At 51.7% G+C, this 12,283-nt stretch carries 17 protein-coding genes and 3 pseudogenes; 16 read left to right on the top strand and 4 right to left on the bottom strand.

All coding sequences use genetic code 11. The features are described from left to right. Window positions 1–55: 55 nt before the first annotated feature. Both GC087_RS24865 and GC087_RS24870 read left to right on the top strand, forming a co-directional pair. Window positions 56–851, top strand: a pseudogene (locus GC087_RS24865) (phage tail protein); the annotation flags it as partial. Window positions 852–1,135: 284 nt separating this feature from the next. Further along, window positions 1,136–1,687 (top strand): tail fiber assembly protein, encoded by a 552-nt coding sequence (locus GC087_RS24870; protein ID WP_324030791.1) that lies wholly within the window; start codon window positions 1,136–1,138, stop codon window positions 1,685–1,687. Here GC087_RS24870 and GC087_RS24875 read toward each other — a convergent pair. The 3 genes and pseudogenes from GC087_RS24875 to GC087_RS25915 all read right to left on the bottom strand — a co-directional run. Beyond that, window positions 1,650–1,991 carry a tail fiber assembly protein gene (locus GC087_RS24875; RefSeq protein ID WP_324030800.1) on the bottom strand — a complete coding sequence of 114 codons (342 nt, stop codon included), beginning with the start codon at window positions 1,989–1,991 and terminating at the stop codon, window positions 1,650–1,652. The two genes, GC087_RS24870 and GC087_RS24875, sit on opposite strands and share 38 nt — an antisense overlap. 263 nt (window positions 1,992–2,254) lie before the next feature. Then, a pseudogene (locus tag GC087_RS25910) lies at window positions 2,255–2,326 on the bottom strand (phage tail protein); the annotation flags it as partial. A gap of 146 nt (window positions 2,327–2,472) precedes the next feature. Next, window positions 2,473–2,665: pseudogene (locus GC087_RS25915) on the bottom strand (phage tail protein); the annotation flags it as partial. A 59-nt stretch (window positions 2,666–2,724) separates the two neighbouring features. Here GC087_RS25915 and GC087_RS24885 point away from each other — a divergent pair. Continuing rightward, window positions 2,725–3,420: a glycine-rich domain-containing protein gene (locus tag GC087_RS24885; RefSeq protein WP_324030792.1), complete on the top strand. Its 696-nt coding sequence runs from the start codon at window positions 2,725–2,727 to the stop codon at window positions 3,418–3,420. Continuing rightward, window positions 3,417–3,593, top strand: a complete 177-nt coding sequence (locus tag GC087_RS24890; RefSeq protein WP_166649059.1) for a hypothetical protein — start codon at window positions 3,417–3,419, stop codon at window positions 3,591–3,593. Before GC087_RS24885 ends, GC087_RS24890 begins: the two co-directional genes overlap by 4 nt. Window positions 3,594–3,923: 330 nt before the next feature. On the opposite strand, the gene GC087_RS24895 is transcribed toward GC087_RS24890, so the two are convergent. Beyond that, window positions 3,924–4,172, bottom strand: coding sequence for a hypothetical protein (locus tag GC087_RS24895; protein WP_110268423.1), 249 nt, complete (start codon window positions 4,170–4,172; stop codon window positions 3,924–3,926). 461 nt (window positions 4,173–4,633) lie between these two features. Between GC087_RS24895 and GC087_RS24900 the strand changes: the two genes are divergently transcribed. From GC087_RS24900 to GC087_RS24955, 12 genes are all read left to right on the top strand, one after another. Beyond that, on the top strand, window positions 4,634–5,212 hold the full coding sequence (locus GC087_RS24900) for a recombinase family protein (protein WP_058702291.1): 579 nt from the start codon (window positions 4,634–4,636) through the stop codon (window positions 5,210–5,212). A 12-nt stretch (window positions 5,213–5,224) separates the two neighbouring features. Then, window positions 5,225–5,518 (top strand): YciI family protein, encoded by a 294-nt coding sequence (locus GC087_RS24905; RefSeq protein WP_072193727.1) that lies wholly within the window; start codon window positions 5,225–5,227, stop codon window positions 5,516–5,518. A 101-nt stretch (window positions 5,519–5,619) separates the two neighbouring features. Then, entirely contained in the window at window positions 5,620–6,789 is a 1,170-nt protein-coding gene (locus GC087_RS24910) for a phage tail sheath protein (RefSeq protein WP_324029604.1), read from the top strand. Window positions 6,790–6,801: 12 nt separating this feature from the next. Then, window positions 6,802–7,314 (top strand): phage major tail tube protein, encoded by a 513-nt coding sequence (locus GC087_RS24915; RefSeq protein ID WP_033739911.1) that lies wholly within the window; start codon window positions 6,802–6,804, stop codon window positions 7,312–7,314. A gap of 54 nt (window positions 7,315–7,368) precedes the next feature. After that, on the top strand, window positions 7,369–7,665 hold the full coding sequence (locus GC087_RS24920) for a phage tail assembly protein (protein ID WP_033739909.1): 297 nt from the start codon (window positions 7,369–7,371) through the stop codon (window positions 7,663–7,665). Between the two features lie 14 nt (window positions 7,666–7,679). Next, window positions 7,680–7,820 (top strand): GpE family phage tail protein, encoded by a 141-nt coding sequence (locus tag GC087_RS24925; RefSeq protein ID WP_033739907.1) that lies wholly within the window; start codon window positions 7,680–7,682, stop codon window positions 7,818–7,820. Continuing rightward, complete coding sequence (locus GC087_RS24930; RefSeq protein ID WP_324030793.1) at window positions 7,813–9,297, top strand: phage tail tape measure protein; 1,485 nt, start codon at window positions 7,813–7,815, stop codon at window positions 9,295–9,297. The genes GC087_RS24925 and GC087_RS24930 overlap by 8 nt, the downstream gene beginning before the upstream one ends. A gap of 8 nt (window positions 9,298–9,305) precedes the next feature. Next, window positions 9,306–10,058, top strand: a complete 753-nt coding sequence (locus GC087_RS24935; protein ID WP_324030794.1) for a hypothetical protein — start codon at window positions 9,306–9,308, stop codon at window positions 10,056–10,058. 6 nt (window positions 10,059–10,064) lie between these two features. Then, window positions 10,065–10,568, top strand: a complete 504-nt coding sequence (locus GC087_RS24940) for a phage tail protein (RefSeq protein ID WP_033739905.1) — start codon at window positions 10,065–10,067, stop codon at window positions 10,566–10,568. Between the two features lies 1 nt (window position 10,569). Beyond that, window positions 10,570–11,211, top strand: a complete 642-nt coding sequence (locus tag GC087_RS24945) for a phage late control D family tail protein (protein ID WP_324030795.1) — start codon at window positions 10,570–10,572, stop codon at window positions 11,209–11,211. Between the two features lie 13 nt (window positions 11,212–11,224). Continuing rightward, window positions 11,225–11,725 (top strand): contractile injection system protein, VgrG/Pvc8 family, encoded by a 501-nt coding sequence (locus tag GC087_RS24950; RefSeq protein ID WP_324030796.1) that lies wholly within the window; start codon window positions 11,225–11,227, stop codon window positions 11,723–11,725. Window positions 11,726–11,798: 73 nt separating this feature from the next. Continuing rightward, entirely contained in the window at window positions 11,799–12,020 is a 222-nt protein-coding gene (locus tag GC087_RS24955) for an ogr/Delta-like zinc finger family protein (protein WP_033739904.1), read from the top strand. Window positions 12,021–12,283: the final 263 nt, after the last annotated feature.

The raw sequence follows: 12,283 nt of genomic DNA on the forward strand, positions 1-12,283 counted from the left end.
ATGACAACGAAATATTTTGCCCTACTGACCAATCAGGGCGCGGCAAAGCTGGCCAATGCCGCGGCCCTGGGTACCCAACTGCAAATCACCCAAATGGCGGTGGGGGATGGCGGCGGCACTTTGCCCACGCCCGATCCTGCACAGACCAAACTGGTCGGCGAAAAGCGACGCGCCGCGCTGAATTCACTGAAGGTGGATGCGGCGAACGCTAGTCAGATTATTGCTGAGCAGATTATCCCTGAAGGCGAAGGTGGCTTCTGGATCCGCGAAATTGGCCTGTATGACGCCGATGGCGTTATGGTTGCGGTGGCAAACTGCGCTGAAACTTATAAGCCACAACTTCAGGAAGGCAGCGGCCGTACCCAGACCGTGCGCATGATTCTGATCGTGAACAGCACCAGTGCCGTCACATTAAAGATTGATCCTTCGGTGGTGCTGGCCACGCGGCAGTATGTGGATGACAAAGTCATCGAAGTGAAAGCCTATACCGACGACGTGATGAAGAAGCATGTCGATGCGGCAAACCCTCATAGCCAGTATCTGCAAACGGCTAAAGCGCTGGCAGAGATTAAAGATGCGGGGCTGGTGGCGGAGGTTCTCAAAAACCTCGGTTTAGGCGAAGGCTCTGCTTTGCCGGTTGGCGTGCCGGTTCCCTGGCCTTCGGAAAATCCGCCAACTGGGTGGCTAAAGTGTAATGGTGCCGCTTTCAGCGCTGCCACCTATCCGCTTCTGGCTAGAGTGTACCCGTCGCTTAAATTGCCGGATTTGCGTGGGGAATTTATACGTGGCTGGGACGATGGACGGGGGTTGATAGCGGAAGAAGTCTCCTCTCTTATCAACAAGGATCAGTAGTTGTTGGAGACGATGGAATAAGCGCAAATACGCTTGTCACGATAAATAATTTAACTGAAAAATCTCGCTGGGGTTACGACGATACACCTTTACCAAGCATTGCTGGATGTATATCTCAATGACACCAGCCACGAATGATTATTCATCTAACACGTGGGCCGTGGTGTTTATGGTATAAGTCGACCAAGAAACATTGCATTTAATTATATTTTAAGGGCAATCTAATGAATAATAAACAAGAGTTTTCTTTTGACGAAAACGAACTATCTACAAAAGATGTTTTTTGGAGGTATACAATTACGATGCCGTGACTGGAGAGTTTAAAAATATATCAAAGGAATATATTTTAAAAGGTGTTGGCATTCCTGCATTTTCAACCATCAAGCCAAATTTATCAGGAAAAGCAGGTACTACTTGCGTTTATGAAAACGATGAATGGAAATTAGTTGATGATCACCGCGGTGAGACTGTATATGACACTGAAACGGGTAATGAAAGAATAATAAAAACCATAGGTCCATACCCAAAGGATACTACAACTCTCAAACCAAAAACAAAGTATGATTCATGGGATGGGAGTACATGGATAACCGATAGCCGTGTGCAGCACGAGGCTGAAGTAGGCTTCGCAGAAAAAAAACAAAATGAACTATTGGTTAATGCGCAAAATATAATTAGTATCTGGCAGACAGAACTGCAATTAGGTATTATAACTGACAAGGATAAGGCCAGCTTAATCGATTGGCTGGCCTATATAAGAAAATTAAAAGAAATTAAAACTTATCAGGTGCCAGATATCACATGGCCTTTGCCACCGGAGGTGTCGGCCAAATGATGTCAGGAGCCGTCGATATATCGACGGCTTTGACCGAAGCTTTATACGCCATCCAAGCTGATAGTTTTGCTTTGTCACTATCACTAATATCACCAAGAAAAAGTTCAATCTTCCAATCTGATATTGTGTTATCAATACTGTTTAAAATATCATTTCGGTTTTTTTCTGCAATTTTTTTATCAGCTTCATGTTTAAGCGAAAAATCCTCAACCCAGTTTTCACCATCCCATTTACAGTACTCTGAAGCTGGAACTTTTGAAGTTGTATTGGTTGGGTAATCACCCAGTTCATTATAATAAATGATTCCCCTGTTTCAGTGTTGTAGACAGTTTCACCACGATGATCGCTAATATACTCCCATGCAGAAAGTCTTTAGTTCTGCAAACCTTCATGCCCTCTTTTTTTCTAAGGGAGCGTCGACACATGAATTAGCAGGAAGGCCTACTCCTTTAGCAAGAGCTTCAGTGATAGTTGAAAGATATTCACGTGAAATACCATCATAATTATAAACACTAACTTCCCCAGAGTTAATAGCTATGAGATTTTTATCCAACTGAGCTCTTAACATTATGCAGCCCTCAAAATATAGTTAAATGCAATGTTGCGTGGTCGTGTCTCTGATCCACCCGTGTTTCCATAAATATATATGTATGACAACGATTGCCAGCTTGTCCCATTATTTCTATTGACTCGCTATTTTGATCAGTGAATGCAATAAATTCGGGGTTGGGTTCCGTATTCGTTAACAAATTTGTGGTTATGCGAACGAATTTCATCTCCTTGTGCAGAGAAGATAGTTCTTCCATTATCGACATTTCTTCCATCATCCCATCCACGAATAAACTCTCCACGTAGATCTGGCAATTTAAGCGACGGGTACACTCTAGCCAGAAGCGGATAGGTGGCAGCGCTGAAAGCGGCACCATTACACTTTAGCCACCCAGTTGGCGGATTTTCCGAAGGCCAGGGAACCGGCACGCCAACCGGCAAAGCAGAGCCTTCGCCTAAACCGAGGTTTTAAAGTTTTTCCGGGCTTTGTGCCAATAATAAAAAGAGGATACAAACCTCGGTTTAGACGAAAAGCTTTTTGGCCGATTATTGAAGGTAAATATTTTCAGTCAAAATACGACTTATGCAAAACCGACCGCGAGACTACTAAAAATAATCGTTACAGGAGGCGGCGGCGGTGGCGGTGGGACTTCTGCAGTTGGAGCAAATCAGGGAGCGGTTGGCTCAGGTGGAGGGCGGGTGGTACCGCTATCTCCTGGCATTCAGTCGATGAGCTTGAGTTTCCCATATTGCTAACCGTCGGAAAGGGTGGTTCTGGTGGAGTCGGTGGTAACGAGCCGCAATCAGGGCAAAGCAGCAGTTTTGGTAGATACCTCTCTGCATCAAGCGGTGCTCGAGCGGCAAGTGGTACGGCATTTAACTACGGAGAGAATCGCTTACTTTCTAACGGCGGCAGTGGTATTGGCTATGGTGGTAATCACATGAATGTCAGAGGCTCTGCAGGAACCCCAGCAATTACCTTAAGCTCGGGCTATGAGAGTGGAGGTGGTGGCGCATCGTTTTTCTGTGGAGGGGGAAATCCTATTGCTGCAGGCTCATCTTTGTCTGGTGATCCTGGCGCGTTTGGATCAGGCGGCGGCGGTGCATTTTCTGTTAGTAATTCATCTGCTCAAAATGGAGGGGGCGGTGGCGATGGCATTATTATCATTGAGGAATATGCATGAAAAACTATGCGCGAATTGAAAAAAACACAGTAAGAGAACTATTTTCAACGGAAGATGATATAACGGAATTGTTCCACCCTTCTATTCAGTGGGTTGATATCACAGAATGTGAAGTTAAGCCTGAAGAAGGTTGGGAGTATGTAAAAGGTATGTTCGTGCCGCCCAGGAAATGAACACCACGTCGGAAAAAGACCCGCGGCAGCGGGTCTTACTTTAAATCTCATAAATATCAAAAAGATGCTTATAAAATGATTGGTAAATAATTCCAGGTTATGGCTTCAACTGTTATGGATTGCGTTAATAAACTTATGCTGAAGTATATTTTTAAAAATAACCCTCAAAAAAAATATAAATTAAAAATTAACCATGGAAAGATTGAATATTTTTAATTATTTCTGGCCGGATTATTTCTTCAGGGTTATTAAATTTTGGTGAGAAAAAATTTTTTCCCAGTTACCATTCGACTATGACTAAACCTGGCTGCCCCACAGCCCCTTTACCATTTATTCCTGTTGAACCACCTGCACCGCCAGCACCATAACCATCACCAACGTAACCATTTTGGCCTCCAGCACTACCTGCGGAAGATGAGCGAACGGAGCCACCGCCTCCACCGAATGGACATGATGCGCCTGCGCCGCCGCAACCTGTTCCAATCGTCGAGCCCGTTGTTCCTGCTCCATCATTTCCAGTGCTTCCGCGAGGATAACCTCCTCCGCCAGCTCCGCCATACTGCGCTGAACCACCACCACCAGGGTCTCCACCCTGACCGGCGATGAGGGTCAAATAATTGCCAAAAACAGTATTGCCACCAACTCCTCCAGCTTTGCCATCGGAGTTTACTGACGTGGTTCCACCGGCACCACCAGCCCCGATGACTACATCGATCATTTCTCCCGGCTTAACTGTTATGGCGCGCTTAATAACTGACTGTCCAGCGCCACCGCCACCGCCGCCACCGCCAAATTCACTGGTGTTTGTACGGCAACCGCCACCGCCCCCGCCGCCTCCAGCAGCACATCCGGATAAGTAGACAGTGCTTACGCCATCCGGGACCTGGAACTTGCCGTTACTCGTGAATTGTTTAACGCCTCGGGAGCGCGAAATTTCATTTTGAACCGCTTCTACAAAACCGAGGTTTTCGCGAAACAAACCCCTGGCCCCTGTAACCTACGCAATGGCAAACTCCCCACCTTTTACCAGAGGAAAAATGATGCTGATTGGCTATGTCAGGGTGTCAACAAATGACCAAAACACCGATTTACAACGGAATGCCTTGCAGAGTGCAAATTGTGAACAGATTTTTGAGGATAAAATCAGCGGTAAGACCAGCGAACGACCAGGCCTAAAGCGGGCGCTCAGGACGTTAAAAGAAGGCGATACTCTGGTGGTGTGGAAGCTGGATCGGCTTGGCCGCAGCATGCGTCATCTGGTCATGCTCACTGAGGAGCTGCGTGAACGTGGAGTCAATTTCCGTAGCCTGACGGACAGCATCGACACCAGCACGCCGATGGGGCGTTTTTTCTTTCATGTGATGGGCGCCCTGGCGGAAATGGAGCGTGAATTGATCGTTGAACGCACGCGAGCGGGCCTCTCCGCTGCGCGAGAAAAAGGACGTATTGGTGGGCGGCGGCGCATTATGACGCCGGACGTCGTGGAACGGGCAAAAAGAATGCTGACGAACGGCGCCACACGTTACCAGGTGGCACTGGTGCTGGATATTTCTGTCAAAACCCTGTATCGCTACCTTCCAGTCAACGCCACTAAACCCACCGATCACAGCAGTAACTAACAGGAATAAACTATGTTGTTTGCCGTACGTTTTTACGATCGTGCCGACCGGGCTGATATCCGCAAAATCTATATGGACGCTCATCTGCAGTGGCTGGAAAGCGTCAGGTCAGGCGTACTGATTGCGGGCTCCCTCAGAGAGCATGCCACGGCTCATCCCGATGGTGCGTTATGGATTGTGGAAGCCGCATCCAAAGAAGCTGTTGAAACCCTCCTGAAGCAGGACCCGTTCTGGCAAGAGGGGCTGCGTCAAAACGTGGATATCCGGCTCTGGAGTAAGGCTTTTGACAGCCCCGTTACCCTGTAAATTATCGCCGCTGTTTAGCCACGCGCCAGCAAACTGCAATCGCATGCATCCTTTCTGCTGACCTGACACTCTGAGCACACCCTCAACACGGAGTGCTACAGATGTCTGATTTTCATCACGGTGTCCGCGTCGTCGAAATTAATGACGGCACACGCACCATCTCGACTGTTTCAACCGCCATTGTTGGCATGATCTGCACCGCAGAAGATGCTGATGCAACGGCGTTCCCTCTTAACACACCTGTTCTGCTGACCAACGTGCAGGCAGCCATCGGCAAAGCCGGTACCCAGGGCACCCTGGCGGCCGCGCTGCAGGCGATTGCTGACCAGGCGAAGCCAGTGACTGTCGTGGTTCGCGTAGCAGAAGGCGCGAGTCAGGCGGAAACCACCTCTAACCTGATTGGCTCGACAGACGCGAACGGTAAATACAGCGGCATGAAGGCGCTGCTCAGCGCGCAAACTCAGCTGGGTGTTAAGCCACGTATTCTGGGCGTGCCAGGGCTGGATTCGCTGGAAGTGGCGACCGCGCTGGCCAGCATTGCGCAGCAGCTGCGTGGCTTTGCTTACGTGTCCGCCTGGAACAGCAAAACCATCTCTGATGCCATGAAGTACCGCGAAAACTTTAGCCAGCGTGAGCTGATGGTCATCTGGCCAGACTTTATTGCCTGGAACACCGCGACCAGCAAATCTGAAATGGCTTATGCCACCGCACGTGCGCTGGGCCTGCGCGCCAAAATTGACAACGATACGGGCTGGCATAAAACCCTGTCCAACGTGGGCGTCAATGGCGTAACCGGCATCTCTGCAGACGTTTTCTGGGATCTGCAACAGACTGGCACCGATGCCGATCTGCTGAATGAGAAGTGCGTCACCACGCTAATCCGCAAAGACGGCTTCCGTTTCTGGGGCAACCGCACCTGTAGCGACGATCCGCTTTTCGCGTTTGAGAACTACACCCGTTCAGCGCAGGTGCTGGCCGATATCATGGCGGAAGCGCACATGTGGGCCAACGATAAACCGCTGACGCCAGTGCTGGTACGCGAAATCATCGCCGGCATCAACGCGAAGTTCCGTGAACTGGTCAGCGCTGGTTATCTGCTGGGGGCGAACTGCTGGTACGACGAAAGCGCGAACGATAAAGAGAGCCTGAAGGCGGGCAAACTGTTTATCGATTACGACTACACGCCGGTGCCCCCGCTGGAAGATCTGACGCTGCGTCAGCGCATCACTGATACCTATCTGGCGAACTTCGCCGCATCCGTAAACAGCTAAGGAGCCGGATAAATGGCACTGCCACGTAAACTCAAAGGGTTAAACCTCTTTAATGATTCAAACAGCTATCAGGGCATTGTAACCGCCGTTACGTTGCCGAAGCTGTCACGCAAGTTGGATACCTATCGCGCAGGCGGCATGAACGGCGCCGCGTTTATCGATAACGGCCTGGACGATGCGGCGCTCGATATGGAGTGGACGCTGGGCGGTATGGATGAGCTGGTACTCAGCCAGTGGGGCGCAACGGCCAACGTTCCGTTACGTTTTACCGGTTCTTATCAGCGCGATGACACCGGCGAAGAGATTGCCGTTGAAATTGAAGTGCGCGGTAAGCACCAGGCGTTTGACTTCGGTGAAGCCAAGCAGGGTGAAAACGCCGAAACCAAAGTCACCAGCAAAAATACCTATTTCAAACTGACCTGGAATGGCAAAGAGCTGATTGAAATCGACACCGTCAACATGGTGGAGAAGGTCAACGGCGTCGATCGTCTGGAACAGCGCCGTAAAAATCTCGGCCTGGTGTAATAACAAAGGCCAGCGCGTTCTGCGCTGGCCCCTCTTGATTGAGATGGAGAAAAAATGGAACAGCTGGATAAGCCGGAACAGAAAGACAACCTGGTGGTGCTGGAAAGCCCGATTTCACGCGGTGATGTAGTGATCGCCCAGGTCGAGCTGGTCAAACCGAACGCCGGCGCGCTGCGCGGTGTACGACTGGCCGAGCTGGCCTCGTCCGATGTGGATGCGCTGTTGATGGTGCTGCCCCGCATCACGATGCCTTCGCTGACCAAAGCGGAATGCAATGCGCTGGACCCGGTTGACCTGATTGCCCTGGGCGGCAAGGTGATTGGTTTTTTGTCAGCGAAATCGGCCACGTAAGCTGGCCCCGCGATATGACGGTCAATGATCTGATGGCCGATATTGCCAGCGTTTTTCACTGGCCCCCCTCAGAAATGTATCCCATGTCGCTGGAAGAGTTACTCGACTGGCGGCATAGAGTGATGATCCGCAGTGGAGTAACCTCAGATGAGTAACACGCTCAAGCTGCAAGTGCTGCTGGAAGCGGTTGATCGGGCGACGCGCCCGTTCAGTGCCGTGCGTAAAGAAACAGAAAAACTGTCTGCGGATATCCAGGAAACGCAGGACCACCTGGATGCGCTCAACGCTAAATCCGCGCAGATTGAAGGGTTCCGGGCGACACGCAAAGAACTGACGCTGACCCAACAAAATCTCAAAAATACCCGGGCAGAAGCGGCAGCACTCGCCATTCAACTTAAAAACACCCAAAACCCCACCGCGGAACAAACGCAGGCGCTGGATAAGCTGCGTCAGTCGGCTAACGCGCTGCAGCAAAAAAATATTCAGCTGCGTCAGTCGGTACAGGAGCAACGCCAGGCGCTGAATGACGCCGGGATTTCCACGCGCCGGTTGAGCAGTGAGCGCCGGAAGCTGAATCAACAAGCCGAGCAGACGACATCCACCCTCAATGCGCAGGGTCAGTCCATGGATCGGCTGAATCAACGTCAGGACAAGCTCAACCGCATACGCGATCGCTACCGTGCCGGCATGGCGCTGGCAGATAACGTGCAAAGTGCCAGTTCGAAGGCCAAAGACTTTGTTGAGAAGGGCCGAAAAGTCATTGATTACCTGTCACCTGCAAATGAGATTGTGCAAGCCCGCGCGGCGATTACGCAATCGGGTGGCTCATCGGGTGAGGCAAAAGCTGCAGCACCGGCAGTGGCTAACCTTGCAAACGCGACGCAACGTAGCATGCAAGAAAGCGCGTCTTTGGTGCTCAATATTAAAAACGCGTTCGGCATTGCAGATGACCAGGTTGGTCAGTTAGGCGACGTGCTCTCATCGACCTTTGCCAATAAAACAACCGATTTTACCGCGCTTAAGACGGCGATGGTCGCTGTAGGGCCAGCCGCGAAGAACGCCGGTGTAAGCGTCGGTCAGACCGCGGCCATGATGGGCGTGCTGGCAGAAAACGGCATGACGGGCAGCCAGGCCGGTGCTGGCGTCAGCGCCATGTTGACGCATGTTCAGGCACCGGACGCCAGCGCAGACAGCGCTCTGAAAGCGTTGAATGTGCAAACCGCTGACGACCAGGGCAACAACCAGCCCATTTTCGCGGTACTCGGTCAGGTACAGGCGGCGTTTGAGAAAAATAAACTCGACGCAGCCCAACAAGCCGCTTATCTGCAGGCCATTTTTGGTGAACAGGGTGCCGCCCCTGCCGCAGTGCTGATGAAGGGCGCAGCCAGTGGCCGACTGGATCAGCTGTCTCAGGCGCCCGCTGCCCAGCCGCCAGCCGCAGACGCGTCGGTTGATACCAGCCTGCAGGCTATCACTCAGGATGGCTTGTCCGTACAGTCCGTCCTGACCGGCGTCATGAATATCAATCCCCAGCTCTCGGACAGCCTGCTGACGCTGGCGGCCGGTGGGCTGACGTTGGTGGATTCACTGGCCAGCGTGGGGAACATTGCCTGGCCGTCATTAGCGGGCTGAGCACCATCATGGCGGGTGTGGAGCTGCTGGGCAGCGCGTTTGCCATCATCGGTGGCGCGATTACGGCCACGCTGTGGGCGATTACGCTACCGGTGGTCTTGCTTGGCGCGGCTATCGCGGCGGGCGCCATGTTGGTTTACCAGTACTGGGAACCGATTAGCGCTTTTATCAGCGGCGTTGCTGAAGGTTTCAGCGCGGCGATGGGACCGATCAGCGACGCGTTCGCGCCGCTGAAGCCGGTATTTGACTGGTTCAGTAACAAAGTGTCCGAGCTGGGCGCCTGGTTCTCGAAGCTGCTGGAACCCGTGAAGTTTTCTCAGCAGGAACTGGCTTCAGCAGGTGAGATGGGACAGCGCTTTGGCAACATGCTGGCGACAGCACTGAAATTGCCTGGTGAAGCCCTTAACCAACTGCGGGGCGGCATTGACTGGGTACTGGGCAAACTTGGCATCATCGATGAGAAATCTGACAAGGTGAAAGACAAGCTGCCACCGCCCAAAATGCGCGAGCAGGATGACGAGGATGAGGATAACGCGGATGCCCGTCCGGCCGCATCGCGCGCCAGCCTTAACAGCACGCTCAATCAGCCTTTGCCTTCGGTTAACAATTCAAACGTGGATAACCGTCAGCACACCGTAACCAACAACATCTATGCGACAGGAGACCCCCAGGCGATTGGACAGGCCGTTGCACAGTATTCCACGGCATCGCCGTGGTCCACGGCTGATAGCAGCTATAACTCCATGTTTAGCCGGGATTAATTCACCATGATGATGATATTAGGCATGATGCCGTTTGTACGGCAAACCCTTCCCTTCGACAATCTGAAGCATGACGTGGGCTATCGCTGGGCAAAAAACAGTCGCGTAGGGCGACGTGAGTCGACCCAGTTTTTGGGTGCCGGTGACGATAAAATCACCCTGTCTGGCGAGCTCCGGCCTGAAATCACCGGCGGCAATGTCACGTTGCTGGCACTGAAGGCGATGGCCGATGAAGGCCTGGCGTGGCCGCTGATTGGCGGCAATGGCATTATTTACGGCATGTTTGTCGTAACAGATTTCTCGGCCACGCATACCGAATTCTACAGCGACGGCAGCGCGCGCAAGATAGGCTTTACCCTCAACCTGTTGCGGGTAGACGATTCATTGACCAGCATGTTCGGCGACTTAAAAAGGCAGGCGGAAGAACTGCAAAACCGGGCCAGTGACGCAGCGCAACGGGTGGGTTCTGTCATCAACAGCGTTACCTCTGCGCTGAGCGGAGGGCGCTGAGATGAGCGATATCGCCCCGATTCCGGTGCCTCTGCGCGTTGCGCCGACGCCGGACTTCAATATCAAAATTGAGACGAAGGATAAAACGGAAGATATTCGCCCACGGCTGATTTCTCTGAAGTTAACGGATAACCGTGGCTTACAGGCCGATCAACTGGAGCTGACGCTGGACGACAGCGACGGCCAGTTGGTCATGCCGCCTTTTGGCGCAAAAGTCGCCCTGGAGATTGGCTGGAAAGGACAGCCGCTTGCAAATAAAGGCATCTACCTCATTGATGAGGTCACCTACCAGGGCGCGCCGGACACGATAACGGTGGTCGCCCGAAGCGCCGATTTTAGCGGTTCGCTCGATGTTAAAATCACTGATTCATATCCAGACATGACGGTTGGCGAGGCCGTGGAAAAAATCGCGAAACGTAATAACCTCAAGTGGAAAGTTTCGCAGGAGATAGCTAAGAAAAAGATTAAGCACCTCGATCAAACACAGGAAACGGACGGCACATTTATTACTCGTCTGGCTATGCTGGTTGGCGCGGTGGCGACAATTAAAAAGAAATGCTGCAGTTCTTTGCCCCGGGCAGGGCGTGACCGTGAGCGGAAAGCCGATTTCACTCCTGAATCTGAACCGACAGGATGGCGATAAGTATGAGTACAAATTGTTTAAGCGCGACGATTACAGTGGCGTAGAAGCAAAATGGTACGATCAGAAAAAGGCGCAGCAGAAAGGGGTAACCGTCAACACGATACCGCCAGCAACACCGGCGGTGAACCCTGTCCATCCCGCGGCCAAAAACATCCCCACAATCGGGCAACAAGACCCGGGAAAAACCTATGTTTTTGGCAGCAATAAGAAGCTGTATGTACTGAATACGCACTTCAGTAGCCAGGAGGAAGCAGAGGAGGCGGCTAAGGCAAAGTGGCAGGAACTGCAACGCAATCGGGCTACGCTGAAGATCCTACTGGCGCTGGGTGCTGCGGAGTTGATTCCTGAAACGCCGGTCAAAGCTCAAGGTTTTAAATCGGTCATCGATAATCAAAAATGGCTGATTACCAATATCGTGCATACCCTCGATAAAAGTGGCTTTACCACCCAGTTGAACCTGGAGCTGATGACTGAAAACGTGGACTACATCTTAGTAGAAAATCAAGCGGGTTAGATTAAGTCTAATTATTGTTGCTTTTTGTTTAGTCTTTGGCTAATGTTGCACTATGCCAGAGAGGAGAACAACTATGATGCATTGCCCAAAATGTCAGACCGCCGCCCATACGAAAAGCAGCCGTTACGTTTCGAAAGAGACGAAAGAACGTTATCACCAGTGCCAGAACATTAACTGCAGTTGTACCTTTAAAACCCTGGAGAGCGTATCCGGGATTATCGTCGAACCGGCGCAGATTAATACCGTGCCGGTGATGGCGAAAGGCAGCAATAACCCGTCACCGCAGTTGCTGTAAGCCCAACCCGCGAAAGCGGGTTTTTTTATGGCTGCGGCCCGGATGGGATCGCTGGGAGATCAGGCTGAAGGCCAGCGAGCCGTTGACGTTTAAGGGCGCGACAGCGGCCTCTGGGAGTTCTGTTAATAACTGTACGGTGGTGAGGGCCGGGGCCCTTGGGGACACTGGCAATTACTGTACGGAATAAAAAGATTTTACTGATATGAGTCAGGCAAAACAGGCTTCCGGTGAAGAGAGAAAAAGCGTGGCGATTTTCGCCAGAA

The organism is Pantoea sp. JZ2, assembly GCF_035191405.1.
GTDB classification, from domain to species: Bacteria; Pseudomonadota; Gammaproteobacteria; order Enterobacterales; family Enterobacteriaceae; genus Pantoea; species Pantoea stewartii.

Bases quoted from the DNA above. Each gene is read 5' to 3' on its own strand.
- GC087_RS24925 (WP_033739907.1), top strand. From the start codon at position 7,680: ATGACGGTCAATGATCTGATGGCCGATATTGCCAGCGTTTTTCACTGG.
- GC087_RS24930 (WP_324030793.1), top strand. From the start codon at position 7,813: ATGAGTAACACGCTCAAGCTGCAAGTGCTGCTGGAAGCGGTTGATCGG.
- GC087_RS24900 (WP_058702291.1), top strand. From the start codon at position 4,634: ATGCTGATTGGCTATGTCAGGGTGTCAACAAATGACCAAAACACCGAT.
- GC087_RS24905 (WP_072193727.1), top strand. From the start codon at position 5,225: ATGTTGTTTGCCGTACGTTTTTACGATCGTGCCGACCGGGCTGATATC.
- GC087_RS24915 (WP_033739911.1), top strand. From the start codon at position 6,802: ATGGCACTGCCACGTAAACTCAAAGGGTTAAACCTCTTTAATGATTCA.
- GC087_RS24940 (WP_033739905.1), top strand. From the start codon at position 10,065: ATGATGATGATATTAGGCATGATGCCGTTTGTACGGCAAACCCTTCCC.
- GC087_RS24935 (WP_324030794.1), top strand. From the start codon at position 9,306: ATGGCGGGTGTGGAGCTGCTGGGCAGCGCGTTTGCCATCATCGGTGGC.
- GC087_RS24920 (WP_033739909.1), top strand. From the start codon at position 7,369: ATGGAACAGCTGGATAAGCCGGAACAGAAAGACAACCTGGTGGTGCTG.
- GC087_RS24945 (WP_324030795.1), top strand. From the start codon at position 10,570: ATGAGCGATATCGCCCCGATTCCGGTGCCTCTGCGCGTTGCGCCGACG.
- GC087_RS24955 (WP_033739904.1), top strand. From the start codon at position 11,799: ATGATGCATTGCCCAAAATGTCAGACCGCCGCCCATACGAAAAGCAGC.
- GC087_RS24890 (WP_166649059.1), top strand. From the start codon at position 3,417: ATGAAAAACTATGCGCGAATTGAAAAAAACACAGTAAGAGAACTATTT.
- GC087_RS24910 (WP_324029604.1), top strand. From the start codon at position 5,620: ATGTCTGATTTTCATCACGGTGTCCGCGTCGTCGAAATTAATGACGGC.